Below are 18,614 nucleotides of genomic sequence, written 5' to 3' on the forward strand. Positions count from 1 at the left end.
GTGTACGCGTATGGTGTTTCATGAGATGTGGCATATGACGCAATGTGTTTTTTGTTTTCTTCTAAACTTTCCGCGCGGCACCGCGATAACTGCCAGGTATTCACCTTTCAAGGCACCTCCATGACATCTCCGCAGTTCGACGACCTGATGGCCGAGGCCCTCCGGCGCATGGCGCAGGGCGATACCGAAAACGCCGATGCGGCGCTGCAGAAGGCGGGCAGCCTGCGAGCGGCGGACGGCCTGCCCCATTTCCTGCTGGGCGCCAACGCGGCCCAGGCCGGCGACACGGAACGCGCGCAGGAGGAATTCCGCGCGGCCCTGCTGTTGTCGCCCACGCTGGATATCGCCCGCTTCCAGCTGGGCCTGCTGCAGGCGACCGGCGGGCATTACCACGATGCCCTGCAGACATGGGCGCCATTCCTGAATGCGCAGCCGCAGACTTATCTGGCGCATTTCGCCTGGGCATTACGCGCCTTGTTTCTGGGCGATGCGGCGCAGGCCGGCCGATATTTGCAGTCAGGCCTGGAAATGAATACGGAAAATGCGCCCTTGAATGCCGACATGGTGAATCTGGCCCGGCGGCTGGAGGCCTTGGGGCATGGCGAGAGCGGGCAGGCCGAAAGCGCTTCGGCCTTCCTGATCTCGTCCTACCGAAGCGCCTGATGGTGGGCCCGGTGCGGCTCGGGCCGCTCGATCTTGCGGGGCCGCTGGCGGCCGTGCTGCAGGTGCAGGCCGGGCGGCTGGGGGTGCGGGCCCGGCGCACGGCCGCGGGGGCTGGCAGTGGCGGCGCAGGAGCGGCCGGTGCCAGGCGGCCCGGTCTGCAGGAGGCGGTGGTCGCTCAGGTGGCGCAGGTCGCGAGCCAGGGGCCGGCTTCGCCGCGCGCGCTGCTGGATGCTTTCCTGCGCGGCGTGCTGGTGCATGTTTTCGGCGAGCAGGTGGGCGAGCAAGTGATCGAGGACACGGAGTTTCAGAAGATCGTCGTCGCGACCCGGCAGGCCATCGAGTCGGACCCGCAACTGGCCCGCAAGGCGCACGGATTGACGAGTCATCTGATGGAAGAACTCGCGCGCACCGGGCCGGCGGCCCGGGCGCCTGACCAGGCCTGACGCGCTCAGCGGCCGGCCGGCGCGGGCATGTGGCCGGCCAGGGCCGTGCAGGGGTCGTCGCGCGATGCGGCCGGCGTGGCCCAGGTGGCGTCGAAGCGGCCGGAGGTGCGGTCGCCATCGGCCAGCAGGACGATGCTGCGCACGGTCAGGTGCGTGGGCAGGTGCTGCGGCACGCCGAGGGCGCTGTCGACATGGCCGGAACCCGCCAGCAGCACGGCGGTACGGCCGCTGACCACCGATTCGGCCATGACATGGGCCATGCTGCGGTCGCGGGCGATCTGCACCCGCAGCATGGCGGGGATGCGGCTTTCGGGCAGCAGTCCGCAGTGGCCGTCGCGCAGGGCGACGGCCAGCTGCGCGCGGGCGGGTTCGGCCAGTTGGGCGTCCAGCGACACATCGGCCATCGCCTTGGCCATGTCGGCCCGCGGCAGGTTGGCGCCCAGCACCGGTACGCCGGCCACGACGGCCGCAGTGATGGCGGGGGCGTAACGCTCCCAGGGCCAGGCCTTGTCGTCCCATTGCAGGGCCTGCCGGATGGACAGCGCGGCCGCGCTGCGCGGCAGGGCGGCGGTGCTGGTGCCGGCGGGGGCCATTTCGATGGCGAATGCGGCCAGGCGATCCCGGGCGGCGAGCTGGCGCAGGGCATCGGCCACCCGATCGATCTGTCCCGGCGCGTCGTGGCGTTCGCCGAACAGCAGCAGGTCGGGATCCTCGGCACTGGCGGGGCGGGTGCCGGCACTGGCACCGGCGCCGTCGCGGCGCATCCGGCCAGCATCAGGAAGGAAAAAGCGGCGGTGAGGGCGAGGAGTCGGCGGCGCATGGCCACACTATGCCCGGGTCGCACGCCAAAAAGAAACGCGCCGCCGGATCGCTCCGCGGCGCGTCTTGCGGCAAAAGCCGAATACGGGTTGGATCAGTGGACGATCACCGGGTTCTGCGCCAGCCCGGCGTAGCCGTCCAGCGTGTCTTCGACCTCTTCCTGGGTCGGCGTGTTCTTCTGCCAGTCGAGGATCTTCTCCTGGAACATTTCCGCCCAGGAGCCGTCGAGGTAGACCTCCTTGCCGGAGCGCTTGTCGACGATCTCGAAACCATGGCGCGCGAGTTGCGGGCCGGCGGTGTCGGGTGTGTCCTCGTCTTCGTCGGGGACCATGTGGACTACGACAAAGCTCTCGGAGTCATACAGCATCTGCATGGTGCTTGCCTTTCATCGGTCTCTGACAGATAGCAACCTTGATGCCAGTTTCAAGGGCGCCGGACTTTTCAGGAGGTTGCCGACAGAGCATAACCGGGTAGGACAAAGTCCTCGCGCGGCCGTTGCTTTCAAGGTCTTTCGGCCGATTCCAGGGTCTGCTCGATGTAGTCCCCGGTCTGCTGGGTGATGCGCATGCGCACCGGCAGATAGCCCAACGCCGGGGCGAACCACACTTCCACGCGGGTGTCGTATTCCTTGCGCGGCGCGCGTTCGAGCTTGATGGTGGGCTGGCTGCCGAGGCGCAATTGCAGGGTCTCCGGCGCGCCGACGACGAAGGACCAGTCGGCCAGGTCGCGCGGTCCGGCGGTGGGAATGGTGATGGTGCTGCCCTCCGGGTAGCGCCCGGGATCGCCGGCCAGTTGCGAGGACAGCTGCAGGAACACGCTCAGCCGGTCCTGCACGCCGGGCGGCAGGGGCATCTCCGGCGTGTTGGCGCTGAAGACGATGCGGTGCTGGTCCCGGTCGAAATGCGTGGCCTGCTCGCGCCTGGCCTTGTCGGCGAAGCGTTCGGGTTCGAGCCCGCCGGCGCCGATGGCGCCCTCGCTGGTCTGCACACGCGAGCCGATCAGGAAGGCGCTGACTTCCATGCGCGCCGAGTAGCGCGCGCCGTCCTGCTGCCAGAGCAGTTCGGCGCCGGCGTGGTAGAGCAGCTTCTTGTATTCGCCCTGCATGTCGTACTTCAGGCGCACCGATTGCGGCAGGCCGACCGGTGGTGGCGGGGCGGTGCTGGCCACTGCCGGCTCGGCGGGTGTTTCGGCGGGCGCGGCGGTTTCGGGCGGTGCGCTGGCGGCTTCGGTGGATGCTGGCGCGGCCATGCTGTCCGTGCCGGTATCGGCGGCGGTGGTGGTGGCGGTGTCGGTGCTGGTTTCGCTGGCGGCCGGCTCGGCTGCCGGCGCGGGGACGGCCGGCGCCGGCGGCGTGACCGGCCGGGGGCGCGGGGGCGGCTTGGGCGGTGCCGGAGGCGGCGCGGGCAGCACGCGGGTGACGAGGTGCAGCGTCTTCTCGTCCAGCGCCTGGCCGCGGCTCGAGCCCATCGGCAGCCAGCCCAGCACCGCCAGATGCGCCAGCAGCACCGCCGCCGCCAGCAGGACCAGGCAGGCGATGGGGCGCCGGGTGGGCGTCAGGGCGGGCAGGGAGAACAGGCGCATGGGCGGCGAGGCGGCGTCAGGGGGGCGTCACGGGAGGCCAGAGGCTGCGGCGACAATCGACCGATGAAACTCGCGACCTATCAGGACGGATCGCGCGACGGCCAATTGGTGCTCGTGTCGCGCGATCTGGCTTCGGCTCATTATGCGACCGGTGTCGCCAGCCGCCTGCAGGCGGTGCTGGACGACTGGAACTTCCTCTCGCCGCAGCTGCAGGACCTCTACGACGAACTCAACGCCGGCCGGGCCCGGCATGCATTTCCCTTCGATCCGCGCCACTGCATGGCGCCCCTGCCGCGCGCCTACGGCCATTTCGAAGGCGGTGGTTTCGCGCAGGCCCAGGCCATGCTGCAAGCGGCCGCGGGCACCGATGCCGCGGCGCCGTCCGAACCGCGCATGGCACGCCTGGGCGGCGGCGAACTGCTGGGCGCGACCGAATACCTGCGTTTGCCGCGCGGCGGACTGGAGGCCGACTTCGAAGCGGGCCTGGCCGTCGTCACCGGCGACATTCCGGCCGGCTGCACGGCCGAGCGCGCCATCGAGGGCATCCGGCTGGTCCTGCTGGCCAACGGCCTGGCCTTGCGCGGCCCGGGCGAGGAGGCGGCCGCATTCGACGCACGACCGGCGACCGCGTTCAGCCCCGTGGCGGTGACCGTCGATGAGCTGGGCCCGGCCTGGTCGGGCGGACGCCTGAACGGCACGCTGCAGACGGTGTGGAACGGGCGCAAGGTCGGCCTCAACGAAGCCGGCCCGGAGATGGACTTCCACTTCGGCCAGTTGATCGCCCGTGTCGCGCGCAACGGCCGGCTGCGCGCCGGCACGCTGGTGGGCTGCGGGCCGGTGAGCAACAAGGCGGTGCCGCGCGAGGGCGCCAGGGAAGGCCGGCGCGCGGCCAAGGCGGCAGCCGCCGCGGCCGCCTTGGAGTGGCCGCGCGGCTATGCCTGCATCGCCGACAAACGCGCGATGGAGACCTTGCAGGACGGCAGCGCCAAGACCGGCTGGCTGCAGCCGCACGACACGATCCGCATCGAGATGAAGGGCCGCGACGGGCTGTCGATCTTCGGTGCCATCGAGCAGGAAGTGACGGTCGGCGGGAGCACCGCCGTGGCCGCGGGCTGAGGGCTTCAGCGCGCCGCGGTGGGCGGACGGCGCGAGCCGTCGTCCTGCAACTCGTCGTCGCGCAGCACCGTGCCCGACGCATCCCAGATGCGCTCGCGCACCAGCCGGCCGCGCGGGTCGTACACCGTCTCCGACTTGGGCCGGCCCTGCATGTCGAACTGCCGGTGCGTGCCGACGGGCGTAGGCGCGTAGCGGCCGGTGTCGATGTAGCTGCCCTCGGCCGACAGCACGCCGTTCTCGAAATAGTCCTGCGTTTCCAGGGTGCGGTTGCTGCCGCTGCTGGTGTAGCGCGCCTTGCTGCGCGGCTGGCCGTTGAGATAGAAGGTCTGTTCGCTGGACAGCTCGCCCTGCAGCCAGCGGCGCTCGCGGGTCAGCGAGCCGGTGGCGGAAAACTCCTGCTCGCGGTCGCGCTGGCTCACCCCGTCGCGCAGCGCCCAGTGCACTTCGCGGCGGCGCACGCCGTCGGTGCCGAAGATGCGTTCGATGCGGCCGGCGGCCTGGAGTTCTTCCTGGGTGGCGGGCTGGCCGTTGTCCTGGAAGGTTTCATAGCGCACACGCTTGCCGTTGAGGAAGGTGGCGCGTGCCCGGAGCGCGCCGTTCTCGGCGACGAAGCTCACCTGCGAGCTGCGCGACGCGAAGCCGCAGAGCCGGGCATCGTCGACGGCCGGGCCCAGCAGCGGGCGGTCGGCGCAGCGCAGCGAGCGCAGGTCGCCGCGGCGGGTGAATTCGGCGTAGGCCAGCTCGCCCTCGGGGCCGTAGAAGCTGGCGCGCTGCAGCCGGCCGTCGGGGTGGAAGCTGCGGCTCAGGCCTGCGAGGTTGCCGTTGTCGAAATTGCTCTCGCGCAGCACCTGGCCGTTGGCGCCGTACTCGCGGCTGCGGCCCTGCGGATTGCCCTTGTCGTTGAGGACCTGTTCGCGGCTCAGGCGGCCATTGCTGAACTGGCGCACGGTGCCGGCCAGGCGGCCGTTCTGCACTTCTTCCTCGCGCACGAGCTGCCCGCTGGCCTCGTCGCGGCAGCGCAGCACGCCCGAGCGGCCCTGCAGGCTGCTGCGTTCGGCGGGCTGGACGGCCACGCCGTTGACTTCGCACAGGGTCGCGCCGCAGGCGCCGTGCATCGCCAGCAGGCCCGCCAATGCCACCGCAGCCGCAGTGCTGCTGCGGGCGCCTGGCCGCACCGGGCGTCGGGCCGACCGCGTTCTCTTGCGCATCTCCTGGAATTCGCTTTCGTGTCGATTGCTGCGCAGGTCCCATGCCGGCGAGCGAATCGAGCTTAGCAGCCACTATCGTGGGAAGCCGCGATACAGCGACACTCGTTACATCACGAGACAGACTCATACAACCTTCTGGGTAATAGAGGAGTTCTCACGATTGCCGGCCGCGCCGGACTTGGCCCTGCGGCGCGGCCCCGTGCAGGGCTTGGAGTAAGCTGGCGCGACGCCGGCTTCCGAGACAGGCCTGCGAGTCAGGACACACCCATGAGCGAAAACAAACCGTTCGGCTTCGGTGCATTCGTGCCCGGTTTCGACTTTCTTCAAGGCCTGGTGCAGTCGGCCGCCCAGGGCACGACGGGGGGCCGGCCGCCGGGCATGCCGGACTGGTCCAAGTGGGTGGCGCCCACGCTGCAGCCCGAGGAGATCGAAAAGCGCGTCAGCGAGCTCAAGACCGTGCAGTTCTGGCTGGAGCAGAACGCCAAGGCACTCTCGGCCACCATCCAGGCGCTGGAGGTGCAGAAGATGAGCCTGGCCACCCTGCGCAGCATGAATGTGCCGATGCAGGATTTCAGCCAGGCATTCGGATTCGGCCAGGGTGGCGCGGCGGCGACGGCGGCTGCGCCGACCGGCGGTCCCGGCCGCTACGACGACATGTTCACGCAGCGGCCGGCCGACGCGCCCGCGGCACCTGCGCCAGCCCCGGCGCCCGCGCCAGAGCCCGAAGCCGCCGCGGCGCCCGCGCCGGCCGCATCTCCCGCGGCATCCCCCGCCGTCGATCCGCTGCAGTGGTGGAACGCCCTGGCCGGCCAGTTCCAGCAGATCGCCGCCGGTGCCATGCAGGAAGCCGCGGCGCGGGCCGCCCAGAGCCCGGGCCTGCAGGATGCCGCACGCCAGGCCTTCGACGCGGCCGGCCGCATGGCCGCCGAGGTGGCGTCGGCCGCCGTCAAGCCAGCCGCCCGGCCGCGCGCCAAGGCCGCGCCCCAAGCGCCGGCCCGCAAGCAGGCGGCCGCCGTCAAGAAGAAAGCCGTGCCCCCACGCAAGCAGGCCGCCGCGGCGCCCGCGCGCAAGAAGACCGCCGCCCGCAAGACCAGGCCCTGAGCCGTTCACCATCCACCGGTCCAGGCCATCAGCAGAAGCACCCCTCCATGCAACTTTTTCCTTGCGGGCATGCCACCCACCCCCAGTGGCGGATGGCCGTCGGCCTCGTCGTGGCGCAGCTGCGGGCGCAGCTGGCCCTGCCGGGCCATGCGCACCATCCCACGCTGGGCCTGATCTACATCACCGACCACTACGCCGATGCCGCCGAGGAGATCCTCGCCACGCTGGGCGCCGAGCTGCCGGAGATCACCGACTGGTCCGGCACCGTGGGTGTCGGCGTGGCGGTGAACAACGCCGAGTACCTCGACGAGCCGGCGCTGTGCGTGATGCTCTGCGAGCTGCCGGCGGACCAGTACCGCGTCTTCTCCGGCGTGGCGCCGCTGGGCGCGCTGGCCACCGGCAGTTTCGAGGCCCACACCGCCTTGCTGCATGCCGATGCGCACACGCCCGACATCGCCGAACTGGTGGCCGAGCTGGCCGGCCGCACGGCCACCGGGTATCTTTTCGGCGGGCTGGCGTCGAGCCGGCGCAGCGCGGTGCAGTTCGCCATCGGCGGCGACGGCAACATTCGCGGCCAGGGCGCGGCCAGCGGCGTTTTCATCGGCGGACTATCGGGCGTGGCCTTCGGTGAGGGCGTCTCGGTGATCTCGCGGGTCTCGCAGGGCTGCCAGCCGCTGGGACCGGTGCATACGGTGACCGAGGCGGACGAGCATGTCATCGTGCGCATCGATCACCGGCCGGCCTTGGAGATGCTGCTGTCGGAACTCGACATCACGCTGGAGCAGCCGCAGCAGGCGCTGGCCACGGTGCGCCGCACGCTGGTCGGCATGCTCGATCCCGCGGACGGCGGCGATCTGGAACTGGTCGGGCGCGCCGGCCATTTCGGTGCCGACACCCGCGTGCGCCACATCATCGGCCTGGACACCACACGCGAAGGCGTGGCGGTGGCCGAGAAGGTGAAGCTGGGTGAACGCGTGGCCTTCTGCCAGCGCGATGCGGCGGCGGCGCGGGCCGACCTGGTGCGGGTCTGCGCGGAGATCCGGGAAGAGCTGGAGCCGGAGGAACTGCCGGTGGCGATGGGCGCATCCGGCCCCGCCTATACGCTGCCGAACCAGCCCGGCCGGCACATCATGGGCGGCATCTACGTGAGCTGCGCCGGCCGTGGCGGGCCGCACTTCGGCGCGCCGAATGCCGAGATGCAGATCATCCGCCACGCCCTGGGCGATGTGCCGCTGGTGGGCTTCTTCGCCGGCGGCGAGATCGCCCGCCACCACATCTATGGCTACAGCGGCGTGCTCACCGTCTTCGTGTCGAACGGCTGAGCCGGATTTTCAGTAGCGGCGGGGATTGTTGGGCCGGCGGTCGGCCCGGTTCGGCACGCCGTCGCCGTCGCGGTCCCAGCCGCCGCGCTGCATGGCCCAGCGGTCGCCGCGCTGCTCCCAGGCCGGTGCGCGGTAGACATAGCCGGGGCGGGCACGCATGTAATTGCCGCGCATCCAGACATGGCGGTTGCCACGCCATTCCCAATGTCCCGGTGCCCAGACATAACCCGCCCGCGGTGGCGGCACGCGTTCGTAGCGCGGCGGCGGCGGCGCCACCTGCACGACGATCTGCGCCTGCGCGGCGGTCGGCACGGTGGCCAGGGTGCCCAGCGACAGCAGGGCGATGGCGGCGGCAGTGGCGGTGTTGCGGATGTTCATGGTGTCTCTTTCATGGTGAACACAAGCCCATGCTGGACGCTTTCGGTGAAGACCGTGTAGGTCCGCGACGAAGAATTGTGTGTCCATGTATCGCCGCCAAGGCCCTTGGCTGGCGGGCACAATGCCCCGGCCCTTTGACGTCAGCCGCGCAGGAGACCCCGCCCCCATGACCGCCGCCCCGCCACCCAACCAGTTCGCGCTGCTGCGCCAGCGCCGCTTCGCCCCCTTCTTCTGGACGCAGTTCGCGGGCGCCGCCAACGACAACCTCTTCAAGTTCGCCTTCACCGTGATGGTGACCTACCAGCTCTCGGTGTCCTGGCTGCCGCCGTCGCTGGCAGGCCTGGCGATCGGCGCCCTGTTCGTGCTGCCCTTCCTGCTGTTCTCGGCCACCGCCGGCCAGCTGGCCGACAAGCTCGACAAGACCGGCCTGATGCGCATGGTGAAGAACCTGGAGATCGCCGTCATGCTGCTGGCCGGTTTCGGCTTCTGGATGGGCAACGCGGTGGTGCTGCTGGCCTGCGTGTTCCTGATGGGCCTGCACTCCACCGCCTTCGGGCCGGTGAAGTACGCCTATCTGCCGCAGGTGCTGCAGCCAAGGGAACTCACCGGCGGCAACGGCATGGTGGAGATGGGCACCTTCGTGGCCATCCTGCTGGGCAACCTGGCCGGCGGCGTGCTGGTGGCGATTCCCGAGGTCGGCCATGCCACCGTGGCCGTCGCCTGCGTGACGCTGGCGCTGGTCGGACGGGCCACGGCGCAGCGCATTCCGCCGCTGGGCGCCACCGATGCGGGGCTGCGCATCAACTGGAATCCGGTCACCGAGACCTGGCGCAACCTCAAGCTCGCGGCGGGCAACCCGGTGGTGTTCCGCTCGCTGCTGGGCATCAGCTGGATGTGGTTCTTCGGCGCGGTCTTCCTCAGCCAGTTCCCCAGCTTCGCCAAGGAGGTGCTGCATGGCGATGCGCATGTGGCCTCGCTGCTGCTGGTGGTGTTCTCGGTGGGCATTGGAACGGGCTCGCTGCTGTGCGAGGTGCTGAGCCGGCGCCAGGTGGAGATCGGCCTGGTGCCGCTGGGCGCCATCGGCATGAGTGTGTTCGCCATCGACCTGTATTTCGCCTCGCGGTCGCTGCCGCCTTCGGGCCTGCTGGGCCTGGCCGAATTCGTCTCGCGCGCGGCCCATTGGCGGGTGATGGCCGACCTGCTGCTGCTGTCGCTGTTCGCCGGCCTCTACAGCGTGCCGATGTATGCGCTGATCCAGATGCGCAGCCAGCCCACGCACCGGGCCCGGATCATCGCGGCCAACAACATTCTCAACTCGCTCTTCATGATCGCCAGCGCGCTGCTGGCGGGCGCCCTGCTGTCGGCGGGCTTCAGCGTGCCGCAGGTGTTCCTGTTCACCGGCATCGCCAATGCGCTGGTGGCGGCCTATGTGTTCTGGCTGGTGCCGGAGTACCTGCTGCGTTTCCTGGCCTGGATCGTCTCCAACCTGGTCTACCGCTTCCGGGTGCAGGGCGCCGAACACATTCCCGCCGAGGGCCCGGCGCTGCTCGTCTGCAACCATGTGAGCCTGGCCGATCCGGTGCTGTTGATGGGAGCCAGCCCGCGGCCCATCCATTTCGTGATGGACCACCGCATCTTCGCCACGCCGGTGCTGGGCGGCGTGTTCCGGCTGGCCGGGGCCATTCCCGTCGCGCCGCGCAAGGAAGACCCCGCGATCTACGAAGCCGCCTTCGCCAGCGCCGCCGAGGTGCTGCGCCGTGGCGAGCTGCTGGCGATCTTTCCCGAGGGCGGCCTGACCACCGACGGCGAGCTGCAGGCCTTCCAGCCCGGCCTGATGAAGATCCTGGAGCAGGCACGCGCGGACGGCATAGCTCCGCCGGTCGTGCCCATGGCCCTGCAGGGCCTGTGGGGCTCCTTCTTCAGCCGCATCGAACGCCGCGAGGGCCGGCCCAAGGCCATGGCCCGGCCGTTCCGGCGCGGCTTGTTCAACCGGGTGGCGCTGCGCATCGCCGAGCCGCTGGCAGCGGCCGAAGTACAGCCGGAAACGCTGCGCGCTCGGGTCGCGCAGATGCTGTCGGCTCCCGCATGACTCCTGCTGCAAGACCATGGCCCGTGTCCCCGCCAAAGCCGACTTCCCCCTCGAACAGGTACGCCGCTACCTGGAACCCGGCCCGGTCGTCCTGCTGACCTCGTCCTGGCAGGGCGAGCAGGACGTGATGACCATGGGCTGGCACCTGGTGATGGAGTTCACGCCCGCGCTCATCGGCTGCGTCATCGCCCGCGGCAACCACAGCCGAGAGCTGATCGAGCGGAGCGGCGAATGCGCGATCAACCTGCCGACGCGCGAACTGGCCGACACCGTCGCCCGCATCGGCAATTCCAGCGGTACCGAGATCGACAAGTTCCAGGCCTTCGGACTGACGACCGAGCCAGGCGAGAAGGTCGCCGCCCCGCTGATCCGCGAATGCCACGCCCAGTTCGAATGCAAGGTGCACGACCGGCGTCTGGTGAAGGACTACGACTTCTTCGTGCTCGAAGTCGTGCGTGCCCGCGCCGCGAAGACGCCGCGCGATCCGCGCACCCTGCACTACCAGGGCGAAGGCCGCTTCATGGTGGCGGGCGACAGCATCAGCCGCCGGCGGCTCTTCGACCAGGGCAAGCTGTAGACGCTTCGCTGCATTGCTGCGTTTTTCGCTGAACGCTCGTCCGTGCGCCCGCGCCGCTGGTCCGATGGCCGCCTCGCGGAGACCCACCCATGCTCGACGAACAGAACGATTGCGTCCGAATCATCCGTGTTTCGCAAAGCCGTCTCGACGGCCCGCTACCGGACGGCTCCTCTGCCGGGCCGACCGCCAAGGCATGCACAGAGTCGATGCACATCGCCCTCGCGCCGCTCGAAAGCCTTCCACAGGAACTGAAAGCCCACATCTTCCGCCATATCGACTGGCCGGACTGGGCCGCCCTGCGCCTGACCAGCCGCGCCCTGCGCGACGGTTCCGACCAGGCCGCGCGCGATGCGGTGGCGGCCCGCCTCCACACCATGACGGCCACACCCGACTCGCTGATGTGGGGGATGCGCCGTGTGCTGACACGGTGGTTCGAATGTCCCGGCAGCAATCTGGGCCAGATCGTGGCCTGGGCGCGCATCGCCCTGGGACCGCTGGAGCATCTCGACGCGGAGCGGGTCGCGTGCATTCTCGAGGTCGTCGAATCGCGTCTGTTTTTCCTGCTGAATTTCCCGGGGCAGGGAGGCTCGTCGTGTTCCGAGTGCTACCAGCTGCTGGGCGGTTTCGCACTGGAGCTGGCCGGCCGCTGCGCGGCCATGCTGCCGGCCGATCCGCCACGGCAACTCCGGGACGGCCTCCACCATCGGACATTGAGCCTGCTGCAGCTTGGGCTGTCCGCCATGCACCGGGATCCCGTGGCGATCCTGCACGCCTCGGCCGAGCAGTGCGACAGGGTGCCGCGCTGCGCCTTGCACCTGCTCGCCTTTTTGCGCGACTCTGTGCTGGACGTGCGCCAGACGGAGTACCCCGAGCAGATCCTCCTGATGGCCTCGCCGGTGCATCTGCAGACGGTGCTGCATGTGCTGCGCAAGGTATTCGACGAATACGGCGATGCCTACGAAAGCGTGGTGTACGACAAGCGCGATCTGCTGGATGTCTGCGCGTACTGCCTCCAGGGCCTGACCGACCCGAGATCGCCGGTCGCCAGCGATCCGCAGGTCGTGCAGCTGCAGGCCGAGTGGCGGGCGCTCGATGCGTTCGATCGTGGCGCGCCCCGGTCGCAGTGAGGCCCGCCCTTCAATGCGGCACTTCTGCCGGTCCGCTCGCCGCCGCCCGTTTCGGCCGCTTGATCAGCAGCAGCAGCGGGATGGACACCAGCGTGATCACCATCATGATGCTGAAGTCCTCCAGGTAGCCGATCATGGCCGCCTGCCTGGACAGCTCGACGTTGAGCTGCGCCAGCGCGGCCATGCCGCTGTCCAGCGACAGCCCCGGCGGCAAATCGGCCAGGCCGCGGTTGTCCGGCCCCACCAGAGCGGCCAGGTTGGCGTGTGCGGTGGCGGTGTTCTCGGTGAGCAAGGCCTGCACGATGGAGATGCCCACGCTGCTGCCGATGTTGCGCAGCAGGCTGAAGATGGGCGTGCCCTGGTGGCGCAGCCGCGGCGCCAGGGTGGCGAAGGCGGCGGTCGACAGCGGCACGAAGGTGAAGCCGATGCCCAGGCCCTGCAGGAAGCCCGAGACGATGATCAGCGAGCTGTCCATCTGCGGCGTCAGCCGGGTCATCTGCCACAGCGAGAAGGCGGTCAGGCCGAAGCCCACCGCCATGATGGCGCGCACATCCACCTTCTGCACGATGCGGCCCACCACCAGCATCGCCAGCATGGTGCCCACGCCGCGCGGCGCGGTCACCTCGCCGGTGTAGACCACCGGATAGTCCATCAGCCCCTGCAGGAAGGTCGGCAGCAGCGCCATGGTGGCGAACAGGATCATGCCGACGATGAAGGCGAACAGCAGGCCGGTGAGGAAGTTGCGGTCCTTGAGCAGGTCCCGGTCGAAGAAGGACACGCCGCGCACGGTCGCCGTGTGCACCACGAAGAACAGGAAGGAGACCAGGGCGATGGCCGCCTCGATGCGGATCTCCCAGGAATCGAACCAGTCCATCTGCTCGCCGCGGTCCAGGAACATCTGCAGCATGCCGATCGCCAGGCTCAGCGTGACGAAGCCGAAGATGTCCAGCCGTTCGCCCTGCGGCCGGCTCTCCGGCAGGAAACGCAGGATGCCCCACAGCGCCAGCATGCCCACCGGCAGGTTGATGAAGAAGACCCAGCGCCAGTCCAGGTTCTCGGTCAGCCAGCCGCCCAGCAGCGGCCCCAGGATGGGCCCGACCATGATGCCGGCGCCCCAGATCGCCATCGCCTGGCCGACCTTGTCGGGCGGGTTGATGTCCAGCAGCACCGCCTGCGACAGCGGCACCAGCGCCGCGCCGAACACGCCCTGCAGCAGCCGCGCGGCGACGATGCCGGCCATCGAGGTCGCCATGCCGCACAGGGCCGAGGAAATCGTGAAGCCCACCACCGAGATGATGAAGACCTTGCGCCGCCCCAGTGGCCGCAGAGCCAGCCGGTCAGCGGCAGGGTGATGGCCGAGGCCACGATGTAGGAGGTGAGCACCCAGGTGATCTGGTCCTGCGAGGCCTGCAGGCTGCCCTGCATGTGCGGCAGGGCGACGTTGGCGATGGTGGTGTCCAGCGCCTGCATGATGGTGGCGAGCATCACCGCCACGGTGATCATGCCCTTGTGGCGGGCGGCCTCGGCGAGCGACGGGGCGGGGCTCATGCCTCGTCCTCCGCCTGCCAGGCCTGCAGGCCTGAGCGGGCCTTCTGCAGCAGGGCGACCAGCTGCGTGCGCTCGGCGGCGCTGAGTTCGGCCAGGCCGTTCTTCTGGACTTCGTCGCTGATCTTCAGGGCCTCGTCGAGCGCGCCATGGGCCTTGTCTTCCAGGTGCACCCAGCGGGTGCGGCGGTCGTTGGGCGGCGTCTCGCGGCGCAGCCAGCCGGCGGCTTCCATGCGTTCGCACATGGTGGCGACGGACATGGCGCTCAGCCCCATGCGCTGCGCCAGTTCGGCCTGCGACAGCGGCACCTCGCCGCCATGCATGGCCAGGGTGCCGATCACCTTGCACTGCGCCTTCGACAGGCCGAGCCTGGCGCGCGCCAGGCGGTCGAAGTGTTCGCCGTAGAGCTTGGCGACCTCGCTGACCAGGAAACTGAAACGGTGGGAGAAGTCTCTTTTTTTCATAAGCCTGCTGATTGTAAGCAGGCTTATGAATTCGCGGTCAATTCCCTGCAGAGTTCGGGCAGGCCCAGTGCGCGGATGTCCTTGCCGAGCGGGAAGGACTCGGTGCCCGGGTACACCACCAGCTTGCGGCTGGGCTTCAGGTCCTCGCAGGCCGAGTGGAAGCCGCGTTCGACCTTGGGCGAAGTGCTGCGCTTGATCTCGATCGCCCACAGCACGCCGTCGGGCCAGCTCAGCAGCAGGTCGATCTCGGCGCCGCCGCTGGTGCGGTAGAAAAAGGGCTGGACGGTGGGCGGCACGCAGGCCAGCAGGTTCTCGATCACGAAGCCCTCCCAGCTCGCGCCCACGACGGGGTGCGAGAGCAGGGCGTCGCGGTTGGGTATGTCGAGCAGGGCGTGCACCAGGCCGCTGTCGCGCACGTAGATCTTGGGCGAGCGGGTCAGGCGCTTGCCGATGTTGGCGTGCCAGGGCGGCAGGCGGCGCACCAGCAGCAGGTCGCAGAGCAGGTCGATGTAGCGCTCGGCCGTCTTGGCATCGACGCCCAGGTTGCGCGCCAGCTGCGCCACGTTGAGCAGGCTGCCCTGCAGGTGCGCCAGCATGGTCCAGAAGCGGCGCAGGGTCTGCGGCGGGATGCGCGGGCCGAATTGCGGCACGTCGCGTTCGAGATAGGTGCGGATGAAGTCCTGGCGCCACTTCAGGCTGCGGGCATCGCTGGGCGCCTGCAGGCTGTCGGGAAAGCCGCCGCGCGACCAGAGGCGTTCCAGCGGCTCGGATGCCGCTTCCAGCACGTCGAGCGGATGCAGTTCCAGGAAGGCGATGCGGCCGGCCAGGGTTTCGCCGGACTGCTTGAGCAGCTCGATCGAGGCCGAGCCCAGCAGCAGGTAGAGACCGTTGCGCCGGCCTTCGCGCCGGCCCCGGTCGATCAGGCCGCGCAGCACGCCGAAGAGGTCGGGGGCGAGGTGGACCTCGTCCAGGATCACCAGCTTGTCGAGATGCTCGCTCAGGTACAGCTCGGGCTGGGCGAGGCGGGCGCGGTCGCGTTCGGACTCCAGGTCGAGGTAGATGTTCTGGTCGTTTGGGGCGCAGTCGAGTGCCAGGGTGGTCTTGCCGACCTGGCGCGGCCCCAGCAGCGCCACGGCGGGCGAGTGGGCCAGTTCCTCGTGCAGGAGCGGGGTCAGGCGGCGGGAAAACATCCTTGCAATTCTGGAGTTTGATTCCTGGATTTGCAAGGATAAATTTGCGGAGCCTTTATACGCCCCGGGCCCGTTCAGCCTTGAATTTCGCCCTGAACGCGGTGAACTGCCCCGCATCCAGCGCATCGCGCACTTCCTGCATCAGGTTCAGGTAGTAGTGCAGGTTGTGGATGGTGGTGAGCATCGGCCCGAGCATCTCGCCGCAGCGGTCGAGGTGGTGCAGGTAGGCGCGCGAGAAGCCCTCGCGGCCGCCCTGTTCCCAGGACACGCCGGAGGTGCCCGCGCAGGCGTGGCAGGTGCAGCTGGTGTCCAGCGGCTGGTGGTCGGTCTTGTGGCGGGCGTTGCGGATCTTCAGGTCGCCCCAGCGGGTGAAGATGGTGCCGTTGCGCGCATTGCGGGTGGGCATGACGCAGTCGAACATGTCCACGCCCTGGGCCACGCCTTCCACCAGGTCTTCCGGCGTGCCCACGCCCATCAGGTAGCGGGGCTTTGCGGCCGGCAGGCGGTGCGGCGTGTGGGCCATGATGCGCAGCATCTCGTCCTTGGGCTCGCCCACGCTCACGCCGCCGACGGCGTAGCCGGGGAAGTCCATCTCGACCAGCTGGTCGAGCGACTCCTGGCGCAGGTTCTCGAACATGCCGCCCTGCACGATGCCGAAGAGCGCGTTCGGGTTCTCCAGCCGGGTGAACTCGGCCTGGCAGCGTTTGGCCCAGCGCAGGCTGAGCTCCATCGACTTGCGCGCCTCGTCCTCGGTGGTGATGTGGCCGTTGGTGTCGTAGGGCGTGCACTCGTCGAACTGCATGACGATGTCGCTGTTGAGGATGGCCTGGATCTGCATCGAGACCTCGGGCGTGAGCAGCAGCTTGTCGCCGTTGACCGGCGAGGCGAAACGCACGCCTTCCTCGCTGATCTTGCGCATGGCGCCCAGCGACCAGACCTGGAAGCCGCCCGAGTCGGTGAGGATGGGCTTCTTCCACTGCTCGAAGCCGTGCAGGCCGCCGAAGGACTGCATCACGTCCAGGCCGGGGCGCATCCACAGGTGGAAAGTGTTGCCCAGGATGATCTGCGCGCCCATTTCCTCCAGCGAGCGCGGCATCACGCCCTTGACGGTGCCGTAGGTGCCCACGGGCATGAAGATGGGGGTCTGGACCGGGCCGTGGTTCAGGGTCAGCGTGCCGCGGCGGGCGTGGCTGTCGGGGTCGGTTTTGAGAAGGTCGAACGCAAGCATGGGAGGGATTGTCGGCGAGCGGGCCGCGCGCCTGGTCTGGAAGTCGGATGAAAATGTGAGTGATGACTCACAACGGATCGCGGGATGGGGTTGGCGGCGAGGCGCCGTGGTTCTGGTCGTGCTGGTGCTGCACGGCACCGGTTTCTGGCTGCTGGTGCCGGGGCGGGGAGAGCGTCTGCCGCAGGCTGCGCCGGTGCTGTGGGTGGAGGGCACGCGTGTGCTGGAGCGATCCGTGGCACCGAAGCCGCGCCATGCCCGCGCGCCGCATCTCGCGCCGCCGGGCCGGTCGGCCGCATCGACACCAGCGGCGCCGCCAGCGTTGCCGAACGAACCGGCAGTCGCGATATCCGCCCCGCCGGTTCCAGCGTCTCCGCCGCCCCTGGCCCTCAGCCCGGAAACCTTGGGCCGCATCCTGGACCACGCCCGCCGCGAGGCACCTGCGGCACAAGCACAGGCACAACGCTGGCAGGCTCCCTCGCTCGCATCGGACGGCTCCGTCCGCATGACCGAATCGACAGGCGCCAGCGGCAGCCGTGTCACCCGGGTCGAAGGCCCGTGGGGCGTCTGGTGCATCCGTTCGCCCCAGCCGGGCCGGCCGCCGACGACGGGCGCCGGGCCGGAACTCGCCCTGCCGACCACCTGCCCTTGAGGCTCAGCGCCGCTGCAGCAGCATCGAATCCCCGTAGCTGAAGAACCGGTAGCCGTGTTCCACCGCATGTCGGTACAGCCCCATCACGTGTTCGTAGCCGGCGAAGGCGCTGACCAGCATCATCAGCGTGGACTTGGGCAGGTGGAAGTTGGTCAGCAGCACATCGACCACCTGGAAGGAAAAGCCGGGGGTGATGAAGATGTCGGTATCGCCGCTGGCCTGGCCGGTGGCGGCCCAGCTCTCCAGCGTGCGCACGCTGGTCGTGCCCACCGCCACCACCCGGCCGCCGCGGGCGCGGGTTTCGGCGATGGCCTGCTGCGTGGCCTCGGGCACGGCGTAGCGCTCGTGGTGCATGTGGTGGTCGGCGATGCGCTCCACCTTCACCGGCTGGAAGGTGCCGGCGCCCACATGCAGGGTGACGGCGGCGCGGCGGATGCCGCGGGCTTCCAGCGCGGCCAGCACCTCCTCGTCGAAATGCAGGGCGGCGGTGGGCGCGGCCACGGCGCCGGGCACCCGGGCGAAGACGGTCTGGTAGCGCCGCGCGTCCTCGGCCGAATCGGCGTGGGTGATGTAAGGCGGGAGCGGAACGTGGCCGTGGCGCTCCATCAGGTCGTAGGGGGTGTCGTCCGGGCCGCCTTCGAAGCGGAAGCGGAAGAGGGGCCCGTCGGCATCGGGCCAGCGGCCGAGCAGCACGGCGCGAAAGCCCCCGTCCATCTCCAGCGCGGCGCCGGGCAGGGGGCGTTTGCTCACCCGCATGTGGCAGGCCACGTCGCCGTCGGGCAATACGCGTTCGACCAGCAGCTCGGCCTTGCCGCCGCTGGTCTTCTGGCCGAAGAGCCGGGCCTTCACCACCTGCGTGTCGTTGAAGACCAGCAGGTCGCCCGGCAGTAGCAGGCCGGGCAGGCTGTCGAAGATGCGGTCGACCGGCGCTTCGGCGCGGCCGTCGAGCAGGCGCGAGCCGCTGCGGCGCTCGGCGGGATGCTGGGCGATGAGGGCTTCGGGGAGTTCGAAATCGAAGTCGACGACGGTGAAGTCGCGCACGGTGGGGGAGGCGGTCATGGCGCTTGAGGACGGGACACGTCCGTACCAAGGAAAGGAGGGACGCACGGCGAAA

18 protein-coding genes and 1 pseudogene are annotated in these 18,614 nt (G+C 69.5%); 9 read left to right on the top strand and 10 right to left on the bottom strand.

The window, feature by feature from the left end; translation table 11 throughout:
• Positions 1-27: 27 nt before the first annotated feature.
• Together GT347_RS15050 and GT347_RS15055 are read left to right on the top strand one after the other, a co-directional pair.
• Positions 28-663 (top strand): tetratricopeptide repeat protein, encoded by a 636-nt coding sequence (locus GT347_RS15050; RefSeq protein WP_160552959.1) that lies wholly within the window; start codon positions 28-30, stop codon positions 661-663.
• On the top strand, positions 663-1,106 hold the full coding sequence (locus GT347_RS15055) for a hypothetical protein (protein WP_160552960.1): 444 nt from the start codon (positions 663-665) through the stop codon (positions 1,104-1,106). Before GT347_RS15050 ends, GT347_RS15055 begins: the two co-directional genes overlap by 1 nt.
• A 5-nt stretch (positions 1,107-1,111) precedes the next feature.
• On the opposite strand, the gene GT347_RS15060 is transcribed toward GT347_RS15055, so the two are convergent.
• From GT347_RS15060 to GT347_RS15070, 3 genes are all read right to left on the bottom strand, one after another.
• Positions 1,112-1,870 carry a ChaN family lipoprotein gene (locus GT347_RS15060; RefSeq protein ID WP_160552961.1) on the bottom strand — a complete coding sequence of 253 codons (759 nt, stop codon included), beginning with the start codon at positions 1,868-1,870 and terminating at the stop codon, positions 1,112-1,114.
• A gap of 149 nt (positions 1,871-2,019) precedes the next feature.
• Positions 2,020-2,298, bottom strand: a complete 279-nt coding sequence (locus GT347_RS15065; RefSeq protein ID WP_160552962.1) for a BTH_I0359 family protein — start codon at positions 2,296-2,298, stop codon at positions 2,020-2,022.
• A 128-nt stretch (positions 2,299-2,426) separates the two neighbouring features.
• Complete coding sequence (locus GT347_RS15070) at positions 2,427-3,506, bottom strand: DUF3108 domain-containing protein (RefSeq protein ID WP_160552963.1); 1,080 nt, start codon at positions 3,504-3,506, stop codon at positions 2,427-2,429.
• 63 nt (positions 3,507-3,569) lie between these two features.
• On the opposite strand from GT347_RS15070, the gene GT347_RS15075 reads away from it, so the two are divergent.
• The gene (locus tag GT347_RS15075; protein WP_160552964.1) at positions 3,570-4,622 is read left to right on the top strand and encodes a fumarylacetoacetate hydrolase family protein; all 1,053 of its coding nucleotides are present in this window, start codon (positions 3,570-3,572) and stop codon (positions 4,620-4,622) included.
• Positions 4,623-4,627: 5 nt separating this feature from the next.
• On the opposite strand, the gene GT347_RS15080 is transcribed toward GT347_RS15075, so the two are convergent.
• Entirely contained in the window at positions 4,628-5,830 is a 1,203-nt protein-coding gene (locus GT347_RS15080; RefSeq protein ID WP_160552965.1) for a toxin-antitoxin system YwqK family antitoxin, read from the bottom strand.
• A 267-nt stretch (positions 5,831-6,097) separates the two neighbouring features.
• Between GT347_RS15080 and GT347_RS15085 the strand changes: the two genes are divergently transcribed.
• Both GT347_RS15085 and GT347_RS15090 read left to right on the top strand, forming a co-directional pair.
• Complete coding sequence (locus tag GT347_RS15085; RefSeq protein WP_160552966.1) at positions 6,098-6,931, top strand: PhaM family polyhydroxyalkanoate granule multifunctional regulatory protein; 834 nt, start codon at positions 6,098-6,100, stop codon at positions 6,929-6,931.
• Positions 6,932-6,978: 47 nt separating this feature from the next.
• Complete coding sequence (locus GT347_RS15090; protein ID WP_160552967.1) at positions 6,979-8,253, top strand: FIST signal transduction protein; 1,275 nt, start codon at positions 6,979-6,981, stop codon at positions 8,251-8,253.
• Positions 8,254-8,262: 9 nt separating this feature from the next.
• On the opposite strand, the gene GT347_RS15095 is transcribed toward GT347_RS15090, so the two are convergent.
• Positions 8,263-8,631, bottom strand: a complete 369-nt coding sequence (locus GT347_RS15095) for a YXWGXW repeat-containing protein (RefSeq protein WP_160552968.1) — start codon at positions 8,629-8,631, stop codon at positions 8,263-8,265.
• A 166-nt stretch (positions 8,632-8,797) separates the two neighbouring features.
• On the opposite strand from GT347_RS15095, the gene GT347_RS15100 reads away from it, so the two are divergent.
• From GT347_RS15100 to GT347_RS15110, 3 genes are all read left to right on the top strand, one after another.
• Complete coding sequence (locus GT347_RS15100) at positions 8,798-10,720, top strand: MFS transporter (protein ID WP_195812352.1); 1,923 nt, start codon at positions 8,798-8,800, stop codon at positions 10,718-10,720.
• 16 nt (positions 10,721-10,736) lie between these two features.
• The gene (locus GT347_RS15105) at positions 10,737-11,297 is read left to right on the top strand and encodes a flavin reductase family protein (protein ID WP_160552970.1); all 561 of its coding nucleotides are present in this window, start codon (positions 10,737-10,739) and stop codon (positions 11,295-11,297) included.
• Positions 11,298-11,386: 89 nt separating this feature from the next.
• Positions 11,387-12,424: an F-box protein gene (locus GT347_RS15110; protein WP_160552971.1), complete on the top strand. Its 1,038-nt coding sequence runs from the start codon at positions 11,387-11,389 to the stop codon at positions 12,422-12,424.
• 10 nt (positions 12,425-12,434) lie between these two features.
• On the opposite strand, the pseudogene GT347_RS15115 reads toward GT347_RS15110, so the two are convergent.
• The 4 genes and pseudogenes from GT347_RS15115 to tgt form a co-directional block, all read right to left on the bottom strand.
• Positions 12,435-13,972, bottom strand: a pseudogene (locus tag GT347_RS15115) (DHA2 family efflux MFS transporter permease subunit).
• Entirely contained in the window at positions 13,969-14,433 is a 465-nt protein-coding gene (locus GT347_RS15120) for a MarR family winged helix-turn-helix transcriptional regulator (protein ID WP_160552972.1), read from the bottom strand. The pseudogene GT347_RS15115 and the gene GT347_RS15120 overlap by 4 nt, the downstream one beginning before the upstream one ends.
• Positions 14,434-14,456: 23 nt before the next feature.
• Positions 14,457-15,623: an ATP-binding protein gene (locus GT347_RS15125; RefSeq protein ID WP_160552973.1), complete on the bottom strand. Its 1,167-nt coding sequence runs from the start codon at positions 15,621-15,623 to the stop codon at positions 14,457-14,459.
• Positions 15,624-15,678: 55 nt separating this feature from the next.
• Positions 15,679-16,851, bottom strand: a complete 1,173-nt coding sequence (gene tgt, locus GT347_RS15130) for a tRNA guanosine(34) transglycosylase Tgt (protein WP_160552974.1) — start codon at positions 16,849-16,851, stop codon at positions 15,679-15,681.
• A gap of 106 nt (positions 16,852-16,957) precedes the next feature.
• Between tgt and GT347_RS15135 the strand changes: the two genes are divergently transcribed.
• Complete coding sequence (locus GT347_RS15135; protein WP_160552975.1) at positions 16,958-17,500, top strand: hypothetical protein; 543 nt, start codon at positions 16,958-16,960, stop codon at positions 17,498-17,500.
• Positions 17,501-17,503: 3 nt separating this feature from the next.
• Here GT347_RS15135 and queA read toward each other — a convergent pair whose 3' ends face one another.
• Positions 17,504-18,559 carry a tRNA preQ1(34) S-adenosylmethionine ribosyltransferase-isomerase QueA gene (gene queA, locus GT347_RS15140; protein ID WP_160552976.1) on the bottom strand — a complete coding sequence of 352 codons (1,056 nt, stop codon included), beginning with the start codon at positions 18,557-18,559 and terminating at the stop codon, positions 17,504-17,506.
• Between the last annotated feature and the right edge of the window lie 55 nt (positions 18,560-18,614).

Source organism: Xylophilus rhododendri (genome assembly GCF_009906855.1).
In the GTDB taxonomy this organism is placed as follows: Bacteria; Pseudomonadota; Gammaproteobacteria; order Burkholderiales; family Burkholderiaceae_C; genus Xylophilus; species Xylophilus rhododendri.